The organism is Microbacterium sp. F2, assembly GCF_052274505.1.
Classification (GTDB): Bacteria; Actinomycetota; Actinomycetes; order Actinomycetales; family Microbacteriaceae; genus Microbacterium.
Genome location: NZ_JBNVBV010000008.1, coordinates 107,962 through 117,322, shown reverse-complemented (window position 1 = coordinate 117,322; position 9,361 = coordinate 107,962). Strand labels below are relative to the sequence as shown.

Annotated in this window: 10 protein-coding genes; 4 read left to right on the top strand and 6 right to left on the bottom strand. The window is 66.8% G+C overall.

Annotated elements, in window-relative coordinates:
- The first annotated feature begins 214 nt into the window (after window positions 1–214).
- On the top strand, window positions 215–1,681 hold the full coding sequence (locus ACQVDU_RS13570) for an SGNH/GDSL hydrolase family protein (protein ID WP_300590933.1): 1,467 nt from the start codon (window positions 215–217) through the stop codon (window positions 1,679–1,681).
- A 42-nt stretch (window positions 1,682–1,723) separates the two neighbouring features.
- On the opposite strand, the gene ACQVDU_RS13565 is transcribed toward ACQVDU_RS13570, so the two are convergent.
- Window positions 1,724–2,002 carry a hypothetical protein gene (locus ACQVDU_RS13565; RefSeq protein ID WP_300590932.1) on the bottom strand — a complete coding sequence of 93 codons (279 nt, stop codon included), beginning with the start codon at window positions 2,000–2,002 and terminating at the stop codon, window positions 1,724–1,726.
- 141 nt (window positions 2,003–2,143) lie between these two features.
- Between ACQVDU_RS13565 and ACQVDU_RS13560 the strand changes: the two genes are divergently transcribed.
- A complete protein-coding gene (locus ACQVDU_RS13560; RefSeq protein WP_443477413.1) occupies window positions 2,144–3,289 on the top strand; it encodes an SLC13 family permease in 1,146 nt (381 codons plus the stop codon).
- 33 nt (window positions 3,290–3,322) lie between these two features.
- Here ACQVDU_RS13560 and ACQVDU_RS13555 read toward each other — a convergent pair whose 3' ends face one another.
- Together ACQVDU_RS13555 and ACQVDU_RS13550 are read right to left on the bottom strand one after the other, a co-directional pair.
- The gene (locus ACQVDU_RS13555; RefSeq protein ID WP_443477407.1) at window positions 3,323–4,069 is read right to left on the bottom strand and encodes an NUDIX hydrolase; all 747 of its coding nucleotides are present in this window, start codon (window positions 4,067–4,069) and stop codon (window positions 3,323–3,325) included.
- Window positions 4,070–4,137: 68 nt separating this feature from the next.
- Window positions 4,138–4,884: a TetR/AcrR family transcriptional regulator gene (locus ACQVDU_RS13550; protein ID WP_300590930.1), complete on the bottom strand. Its 747-nt coding sequence runs from the start codon at window positions 4,882–4,884 to the stop codon at window positions 4,138–4,140.
- A gap of 125 nt (window positions 4,885–5,009) precedes the next feature.
- On the opposite strand from ACQVDU_RS13550, the gene ACQVDU_RS13545 reads away from it, so the two are divergent.
- Complete coding sequence (locus ACQVDU_RS13545; protein ID WP_300590929.1) at window positions 5,010–5,687, top strand: DUF4386 domain-containing protein; 678 nt, start codon at window positions 5,010–5,012, stop codon at window positions 5,685–5,687.
- On the opposite strand, the gene ACQVDU_RS13540 is transcribed toward ACQVDU_RS13545, so the two are convergent.
- Window positions 5,684–6,058, bottom strand: a complete 375-nt coding sequence (locus ACQVDU_RS13540; protein WP_300590928.1) for a winged helix-turn-helix transcriptional regulator — start codon at window positions 6,056–6,058, stop codon at window positions 5,684–5,686. The genes ACQVDU_RS13545 and ACQVDU_RS13540 overlap by 4 nt on opposite strands.
- Before the next feature lie 108 nt (window positions 6,059–6,166).
- Between ACQVDU_RS13540 and ACQVDU_RS13535 the strand changes: the two genes are divergently transcribed.
- Window positions 6,167–7,042 (top strand): SDR family oxidoreductase, encoded by an 876-nt coding sequence (locus tag ACQVDU_RS13535; RefSeq protein WP_443477406.1) that lies wholly within the window; start codon window positions 6,167–6,169, stop codon window positions 7,040–7,042.
- Window positions 7,043–7,082: 40 nt separating this feature from the next.
- Here the strand turns inward: ACQVDU_RS13535 and ACQVDU_RS13530 are convergent, their stop codons facing one another.
- Both ACQVDU_RS13530 and ACQVDU_RS13525 read right to left on the bottom strand, forming a co-directional pair.
- Complete coding sequence (locus ACQVDU_RS13530; protein WP_443477405.1) at window positions 7,083–7,700, bottom strand: GyrI-like domain-containing protein; 618 nt, start codon at window positions 7,698–7,700, stop codon at window positions 7,083–7,085.
- Window positions 7,697–9,349, bottom strand: a complete 1,653-nt coding sequence (locus tag ACQVDU_RS13525; RefSeq protein WP_363493433.1) for an MFS transporter — start codon at window positions 9,347–9,349, stop codon at window positions 7,697–7,699. Before ACQVDU_RS13525 ends, ACQVDU_RS13530 begins: the two co-directional genes overlap by 4 nt.
- Between the last annotated feature and the right edge of the window lie 12 nt (window positions 9,350–9,361).

Here is a 9,361-nt window from a genome sequence, read left to right as displayed (position 1 = left end):
TCTATTCTTCCTGATCAGAGGGGCATTTCTACGTCACGACGCTCGCTCAACGCCCCGTCCATCGGTGGATCGAGGCTAAGACCACCTCGACGACACGGGCCCCGAGGCAGCGCCCGGAACGTCGCGCCTGGCAGCGGCTGCCGCCTCCTTGCCGCTAATGTGATGCCGTGCGAAAGCTGATGGCGGCTGTTGCTGCGACGACCGGTCTCGTTTCATGCTCTTCACGGGAGCACCCGCGACAGCCAACGGCGGCTCTGGCCCGCTCGACGGCCTCGACTACGTGTCGCTCGGCGACTCGTACCAGGCAGGGTACGGCCTCAACCCGTTCAGCAACACGAGTCCATTCGCAGGCGACCCGAACGGCTGCTACCAGGCTGACGGCAACTACGCGCACATCCTTGCCGCGTCGTTCGGCCTGACGATCAACGACCAGACGTGCTCTGGTGCGATCACGGCGAACATCGGCTACGGGCCGGCCACCGTTTCACCCACCGATCCGAATGTCATCCTGCCGACCCTTCCCGACGTTTCCACACTGCAGGTGACCCTGTCGGGAATGACCGCGCCGCAGTTGCAATCCGCAGGACTCAGCGCTGACACCGACGTCGTCACCGTCGGGATCGGCGGCAACGACCTCGGCTTCTCCTCAATCGCGACAGCGTGTATGCGCCTGTCCGTCAACTCCGACCCTCTCTACCTCGCCGACAAAGTCGGTGCGTTCGACAACTGCAAGGACTACTTCGGCGACCCGGTCAACTACCCGTCCGCATACCTAGCGGGCCGTATCACCGACGCCGTTGCGCCACGCCTCGCGACGACATTCGCTGAGATCCGCGCTGTGGCACCCAAGGCGCAGGTCTTCGTCGTCGGCTACCCGCAGGTGGCTCCTAACAACGCGACCGACGCCTGTTTCACCGATCCGTTGACCCCGAACTCGGTGCCCTACAACGGTGTCGACCTGCAGTTCCTGCACGACATCGAGCAGCAGCTCGACGACGCCATCGAGACTGCGGCGACCAATGCGAACTTCACCTTCATTCCCACATGGGACCAAACAGCGGGCAACACCCTGTGCACCCCCGACCCATGGATCAACGGCATCACGCTCTACCTCAACAGCCAGTCGACCTGTGATCCGGACTACCTGCCCGCCGACGGCAACACCGATATCTGCGTGAAGATCGGCGCCCTGCACCCGGACGAGGGCGGTGTGCTCGAGATCGCGAACATCGTGCAGCAGGCGATCTCCACCACGATGGCGGTGACAGCCAGTGCGAGCGATGTGAGCCAAGGAGGCCAGGTCACGCTCTCGGGCGGCGGATTCGCCCCGAACGAGACCGTGAAGATCGAGCTGCACTCGACCCCGGTGGTTCTCGCGTCGATCCCGGCCACCGGATCGGGGACCTTCTCGACGACCCTGACGATTCCGGCGAGTACAATCCCCGGCGCCCACACTCTCGTCGCGACAGGTCTCACCTCGGGACGCTCGTTCTCGACACCGATCACGATCACAGCATCGGGCTCATCGAGCGGCGGCGGAGCGTCAGTCCTCGCCGAAGGCGGGATGGACACGGGTGCGCTGCAGCTGGTGGGAATCGCAGCGCTCCTCGGTACGACGCTCGTCGCCGGTGGCGCCGCGCTGATGCTGCGTCGCAGCCGCATCGCGAGCACGCGGCGCTGACGTCAGCATCCGTGGCCGCCGGCGCTGGCGGGGCGGATGCCGTTAGCGGCGCGGACGGGCGAGCACGATCGCGATTGCCACGCAGAGCGCCGTGCTTGCGGCGACCAGTACCGCCCCGAGCGGTCCGATGCCCTCGCGCAGGATGAAGACGAGATTCAGCGCCAGACTGATCGCACCCGCCAGAGCAGGCACCCACGCGCGCCGCGCAGAGGGCACGAAGAACACAGCGAGCGCGGCCGCCAAAACCACGAAGTTGCCCGAGATGCGCAACGGCTCGACCTGATCGATCGCGACATGCAGAACGATGTCGAACACGGTCATCACGGTGAGAATTGCGGAAAGCACCAGCACAGAACGGGGTCGGGTTCGCACATCTGAGTCTCTCATCGCGGGTCACCTGCCCGCCGCCGAGACCCTGGCCGCGTGCGAGCGTTCACCGTGAACCAGGAGAGGACGGATGCCATGAAACTGGCGATCGTTGGCCTCGTACTGCTCCTGGCCGCCGCAACCGCGATCGCGACAGACCGTGCCCGCCCCGATGACGCGATGGTCGTCGCGGAACGCGTATGGCCCATCCTTCTGTTCGTTGTCGCGGTGACGATCGTTGCCGAACTCGCAGCGGCAGCCGGTGTCTTCGACGCCGCGGCACACCGGCTGTCACGCCTCGGCAAGGGACGAACTGCTGCACTGTGGGCGATGGTCGTCATCCTCGCCGTCGCGGCCACCGCGTTCCTGTCTCTCGACACCACCGCGGTGCTTCTCACCCCGGTCATCGTCGCGGTCGTGCGGGCACGGCGCCTCGACCCGCTCCCGTTCGTGTTCGCAACCGTCTGGCTCGCGAACACGGCTTCCCTCGTGCTGCCGGTCTCGAACCTCACCAACCTGCTCGCTGCCGACCTGCTGCACCTCAGTCCGTGGGAGTTCATCGCCCTCCTCGGCCCGTCGGCTGGGATCGCCATCGTGGCGACGGTCGGCGTTCTGGTGCTGTTCTTCCATCGACGTCTCCGCGGAACATATCCGTCGATAGCAGCACCGGAGGCAGCCGATCCGGTCCTGCTTCGCATCGCAGCGATCGTTGTCGTGGTGCTGTTGCCGCTTCTCGTGTCAGGGATGCCTCCCTGGATCCCCGCGTCCGCGGCGGCGCTTGTTCTGCTCGGCGTCTTCGCCTGGCGGCATCCGCGGGCTGTGAGGTGGCGCCTCGTCCCCTTCTCGCTCGTGATCTTCGCGGCCGGGCTCTTTTTCGCTGTCGGCATTCTCGAGACGCTGGGTTCCGGCGCCCTGATCGGCTCGATCGCGGGCTCCGGCACCGACCTTCTATCGCTGTGGCGCCTCACCGGAACCGGACTCGTTTCGGCCAACCTCATCAACAACCTGCCGGCCTATCTGCTCGTCGAACCGGTCGCCGGCCCCCCCGAGCGTCTCGCGGCTCTGCTGATCGGCGTCAACGCGGGTTCACTCATCACGCCGTGGGCATCGCTTGCAAGCCTGTTGTGGCACCAACGACTACAAGCCGATGGTGTCGAGGTCAGCTGGACCCGATTCGTGCTCATGGGCCTGCTCGCTGCGCCGGTCGTCTCGCTGGCAGCTGTCATCCCTCTCGTGCGCTGACCCATCTGACGGCGTCAGTCGCATCCGTCTCGCCTACGGCAAGAGATTTGGGATCGCGAGTTCACGCGCCTGATCCCACGGCTCGGTCCACCCCAGACGATCGAACAGTCCGTCCAGGAGCATCGCAGTGAAGCCCCAGACCAGGTGCTCACCAGTCTCGGTGCTCACCTGGAACGCGGGGGCGCGGTGCGTGCGTGGGCCACGATCGATGACGGTGCATCCGCGGTTCGCAGGGTTGAGCAGGTCCGCAACCGGCGCCCGGAAGACCGCCGACGACTCGCCCACATCGACAGCTCGCACGGGCGACGGCTCACGCCACCACGCGAGGACCGGCGTGACGCGATGCGACGAGTACGGCAACGGCACCTCAGCGAGAGTGCCCAGAACATCGACGCCGTCGGGGTTCACACCGGTCTCTTCCTGAGCCTCGCGCAGGGCCGCGGCGACGGGACCGGAATCATCGGGCTCGAGCCTGCCCCCGGGAAAGGCGACCTGTCCCGCGTGCGAACGCAGCGTCGTCGCCCGGGCCAGCAGAAGCACGTCGAGGTCGCGGGATACAGCTGCAGCACTCGCGCGGTGAGCGCTCGGCGCGTCATCCAGCACACCGAACAGGATGAGGACCGCAGCCCGCCTTGCGTCAGGGTCCTTCGGGAAACCGAGGAGCGCCGCCAGACTGTCGCGGGGCCCCACAGCCGGATCTGTCGACACGAGATCGAGCAGCTGCCGACGGGCGCCGTGATGGTCAGCGAACGCCGCCGCGTCACCGGAGTCGCCTGTCATCCGTCCAGGCTACGACGGGCAGGCCCGTGGAACACCCGACAGATGGCGGCTGTCACCAACGCGCACACTCAGGACTGCGAGCTGGTCGAGCTCCACCCGGAGAGTCGGCGCTGCTCGAAGGCATCGATCAGGATGTCGAGGGCGAAGCCGAACTCGGCATCCGCATCGCACTGCCCCGCCGCGCCCGGTGCTGTCATCGCCATGCGCACGATGTGGGGAAACGATGCCGCGAAGGACGCCAGCGCGGCATCCTCGGACACGAGCTCGCCTCCCGATTCCGCCGCAGCCTCGGATGCCGAGGGCGTCGGAAGCACGTCGTGCGTAAACCCCCACATGCGGGTGCTGAGCGTGTGCATGGCGTGATGGACGAGATCCGCCGACAGGCCCCCACGGAACATGATCCCCATGAGCCGGTCCATGTACGCGAGCACAACCGGGGAGGCGAGGGGGCGTGTCTGAATCGCCTCGAACGACCACGGATGAGACATCATCGTCGCCCGCGCAGCAAGAATCTGCTCACGCAGTACGTCGCGCCAATCAGCGCTCGAGTCGGCATCGTTCGTACCGGATAGAGCGCAAGACGGGTCATGCTCTGCGAGCTCCGGCGCCATCTGGATGACGAGCCGATCGAACATGAGGTCGATCAGCTTCTCGCGATTGTCGACGTGCTTGTAGAGCGCCATCGGTGTCACCTCAAGCGCCTGTGCGAGGCGCCGCATCGTCATCGCCTCGAGCCCTACGTCGTCTGCCAGCTCGACAGCAGCCGCCGTCACACTCTGCGTCGTGAGCGCGCCACGGGAACTCGCCGCTGTCACGATGCCCCCCGCAGTCGCGAAGATTCACTGCGGATTCGCGAGGAACTTGACATGTATACAGCGTACACCTACAGTCGTCGACAGCGCGGTATACCGCGTATACCACTCGAAGAAACGAGACTGCAATGCCCCGAATCCGTACCCTCGCCCTCTGGGCGGGCTCTCTGTATCTCGTGACCCATGTCACCTCCGTCGCCGCAGCATTCGCCTACGCCGAGGGCATTGCCGAGTCTTCGGCGGGGCTGCTGCGCACCGGGATCACACTCGAGCTGATCCTCGCGATCGCATGCGTCGCCAATGGCACCGTGCTGCTGGCCGCCCTGCGTCCTTCCGGCCCGGCCGCTGCCTACACCTTCGCCGGCCTGCGCACGCTCGAAGGCGCGATCATCGGCGCCGGCATCCTCCCGATGCTCACGCTCGTCTTCATCCTCTCCGGCTCGGTCCCGGGGGCCGACATTGCGATCGCTCCCTCTCCCGACACGACGATCGCCGCCAGCCTGGTGGGGATACACGCCGCGTCGTTCCTCATCGGGCAGGGCCTCGTGATCGGGGTCAACACCCTCGTGCTGTCGTGGCTCCTATGGCGCTCACGCGCCGTCGTGCGCGGAATCCCGATACTCGGCGCCGTCGGCGCGACCCTCGTCTTGGCATCCGACGTTGCACAGCTGTTCGGGATCATCGACCAGACGAACGTGCTCGCTGGCCTTGCTGCGGCACCGATCTTCGCCTTCGAGCTGTGGTTCGCCGGCTATCTGCTGTTCGTCGGATTCCGTCCGAGCGTCGAGCGTGAACCGTTGGGCTAGGAAGACAGATCCCGGTCGACCATGTCATCAGCGTGCTCGGCAACCCAGTCCATGAGCGGGCCGAGACGAAGCATCAGGTCACGGCCGAGCTCCGTGAGCGAGTACTCGACCCGCGGAGGCACCTCAGGGTACGAGGTGCGCTGGACAAGGCCATCTCCCTCGAGGGTCTTGAGCGTTGCCGCAAGCATCTTCTCGCTGATGCCGTCGATGCTGCGGCGCAGCTCACCCCACCGCGCTGTGCCGTTGCCAAGCGTCAGCAACACGAGGATGCCCCATTTCGACATCACGTGGTCGAGCACGACCCGTGTGGGACAGGCCGCAGAGAAAGCTCGTTCCCGAACGTCGCGTATTTCCGCAAGACTTACTGACACGTGGGTACCTTACGAAAAGGTGGGTACCGTACGCAAGGAATGCGCGATTTCGAATCCAGGTTTCTGCTCACGAGCGCCGAAGCGGCGTCACGACCGAAAGGATTCACCATGGCCATTCTCGTTACGGGCGCCTCCGGCCACCTCGGCGGCCACGTCGTCACCGCACTCCTCGAGCGCGGCGTTGCGGCATCCGACATCGTCGCCGGCGTGCGCACGCCCGACAAGGCAGCTCCTCTGGTCGACCTCGGCGTGCGCATCGCGCAGCTGAACTACGCCGAACCAGCCACGATCGATGCCGCCCTCCAGGGCGTTGATCGCATCCTGCTGATCTCGGGTTCCGAGGTTGGAACCCGGCTCGCAGGTCACCTCAACGTCATCGAAGCGGCGAAGAAGGCCGGCGTCGAGAAGTTCGTGTACACGAGTGCGCCGAAGGCGACATCCGCGGACTACGCGCTCGGCGCCGAACACCGCGCGACGGAGGAGGCGATCGCTGCCGCGGGCCTTCCCGCCGTCATCCTGCGCAACAACTGGTACCACGAGAACTACACGCAGGACGTCCTCGGAGCGGCCGCGTCCGGCGTCATTGCCGCAGCGGCTGGCGAGGGGCGCGTTGCCAGCGCGAGCCGCCGCGACTACGCGGAGGCTGCCGCTGTCGTTCTCACTGAGGACGGGCACGTCGGTCGGGTCTACGAGCTCGCGGGCGACGTGGCATGGACCTACGACGAGCTCGCTGTGACGGCCGGTGAGCTTCTGGGCCGGGACGTGACGTACGTCTCGCAGTCAGCTGCCGACAAGCAGGCACAGCTCGAGCAGTTCGGTCTTCCCACCGAGGTCGCCCAGTTCGTCGTGGGAATCGACCTCGCGATCGCCGACGGGGTTCTCGCCGATACCGATGGAACGCTCGCGCGCCTCATCGGGCGGCCGACGACGCCGCTCATCGAGGGCCTTCGCACGGCGCTCGCCGAGGCGCAGCCGGCCGCGTGAGGCGACGCGGGTCCGGCACTTTCCTGCCGGACCCGCGTCGTCACGCGATCTCTCGCACCGGCTGACGAAGAATCGTCTTCAGCTTCTCGGGAGAGACGCGGCGCGGATCGCTGAGGTAGATCTCGTGGTGCGGCCCGTTGAATGTCAGACCCTGCGACGGCATGAGCTCGGCGTGCAGTCGATGCAGCGTCGGGGTTTCCGCGTCGTACGACCCCACGTGAAGAATCTGGAGCGACAGACCCTCCTCGATCGTGACCGCACTCACCCGGCCGATCGGAAGCTCCGGCTTCCTGCGTGCCGCCGTCTCGAGTGCGGCACGGATGTCGGCATCCGCCACCGCCGGCGGCAACGGGATCAGCATCGTCCAGTCCCACGCGTCCTTGCGGCGGTCCTCAAAGCTCGACGGGTCATCGCTTGACCACAGCCCCTCAAGCGGGCCGACGACGACATCGTCACCCGTGCGGCCCCGGAAGGCGAACTTGACGGCATAACCCGACGCGTAGAGGGCGCTCACGGCATCCGTGTACGCGGGTGACGTGTTGGGGTCGCCGTGACCGTCGATCGCGAGGTAGGTCATCGGCGGAACCGTCACGCGCGTGAAGTCCTGCCTCCCGGGCGCGTAGAGGTCTTTCCGATCCTTCTTGAGGTCGTACTTCACGCGCTCTCCCCCACGGCCGCGGTCGACCGCGCGGCAGCACGGCGGACCACGAGTGCCCCAACGAACCCGAGCAGGAGGAACACCGTCGCCACCAGCAGCGACCAGCGGGTGGCATCCGCGAAGCCGTTCGACAGTGCCGTCACTGCCGCCGCGGTCTGGTCACCGAGCGGGCTGCTCGCGCCCTCGACGCGCAACTGACTGATCGTCGTCCCCGCGGACTGCCGTGTGGTGTCGGCGAGCTGGGTGGCGGTCGGCCCGGTAATGCCAGCATCCGTCAACGCGGCCGGCAGCGTGAGCGCGAGGGCAACCGCCAGCGCCGCTCCCGCGAACGCGGTTCCGAGGGCCGACCCCACCTGCCGCACGGTGCTCTGGGTGGCAGATCCCTGACCTGAGACGTCAACCGGCACATCCTGCAACACCGTGCCGGTCAATTGTGCGGATGCCAGCCCCAGGCCCAGGCCGTAAACGACCAGCGGGATCGCGACAATCCACCCCGAGCTGTCACCGGTGATCAGCAGCGCCAGCACAGCGACGCCGGCTACCTCGAGCGCGAGTCCGATCAGCACCGTCCCGGGCGAGCCGAAACGCGCCGCGAGGTGACGCGCCGAGGCGCCCGAGAAGAAGGCGCCGAGCGCCATGGCGGCAAGGACCAGGCCCGCACCCATGACATCCAACCCGAGCGCGTTCACGAGGTAGAGAGGCAGGACGAAGATGATCGCGAACTCCCCCACCGCGACCATGGCTGCCGTGACGTTGCCCCAGGTGAAGGTCGGCAGGCGGAAGAGGTTCAGATCCAGGATCGCCGACCGTCGTACCTTCTCGCGGTGACGCTCCCACAGCACGAACAGCACGAGAGCCACGACCGCCACGGCGAACGCGATGGGGACCACCGACACCGGAGCGTCCGCCGGCCACTGCCACCCGAAGATCGAGAACTCGCCCGTCGGTGCCCACCAGCCCAGCTGGGGCCCTTCGATCACGGCGAAGACCAGTGCGCCGAAGCCGATGGCGCTCAGAAGCGCACCGTCGACATCGGCTCCCGGTCGACCCTTCGCGCCCTTGGTCTCGGGGACCGTCAGCAGCCCCGCAATGAAGACTGCCGCACCGAGGGGGATGTTCACGAGGAAGATCCAGTGCCACGAGGCCCACTGGGTGAGAGCGCCACCGGCCAGCGGGCCGATGGCTGCAGCTCCCGAGATCACTGCACCCCACACGCCGAAGGCCGCGCCGCGGTACTTACCGCGGAACACCGCGTTCACGGTCGACAGCGTCGAGGGCATGATCAGCGCCGCGCCGATCGCTTGCACAGCGCGCGCCGCGATCAACGGGCCCGCAGCATCCGCCATCGCCGCCAGGATGCTGCCGCCGACGAAGACGACGAGACCCACCTGGAACAGGAGCTTGCGTCCCCACCTGTCGGCGAGCTTGCCCGTCGAGAGCAGGAGCGCTGCCAGCAGAACCGCATAGAGGCTGTTGACCCACTGCGCGTCGGTGAGGTCCAGGCCGATGTCGGCGATGATGACCGGAAGCGCGACGCCGACGATCGTGCCATCGAGCACGATCAGGCCGAGCCCCGTCGACAGGACCGCGAGGGCCAGCCATTCGCGGCGGGTGGGTGGTGTCACGCGAAGATCGGTGCTGGTGCTCACGATCCGAGCCTG

What these genes read in the sequence shown, in the direction of transcription:
- ACQVDU_RS13535 (WP_443477406.1), top strand. Translation starts at nt 6,167, where the DNA reads ATGGCCATTCTCGTTACGGGCGCCTCCGGCCACCTCGGCGGCCACGTC.
- ACQVDU_RS13560 (WP_443477413.1), top strand. Translation starts at nt 2,144, where the DNA reads ATGAAACTGGCGATCGTTGGCCTCGTACTGCTCCTGGCCGCCGCAACC.
- ACQVDU_RS13555 (WP_443477407.1), bottom strand. Translation starts at nt 4,069, where the DNA reads ATGACAGGCGACTCCGGTGACGCGGCGGCGTTCGCTGACCATCACGGC.
- ACQVDU_RS13545 (WP_300590929.1), top strand. Translation starts at nt 5,010, where the DNA reads ATGCCCCGAATCCGTACCCTCGCCCTCTGGGCGGGCTCTCTGTATCTC.
- ACQVDU_RS13565 (WP_300590932.1), bottom strand. Translation starts at nt 2,002, where the DNA reads ATGACCGTGTTCGACATCGTTCTGCATGTCGCGATCGATCAGGTCGAG.
- ACQVDU_RS13570 (WP_300590933.1), top strand. Translation starts at nt 215, where the DNA reads ATGCTCTTCACGGGAGCACCCGCGACAGCCAACGGCGGCTCTGGCCCG.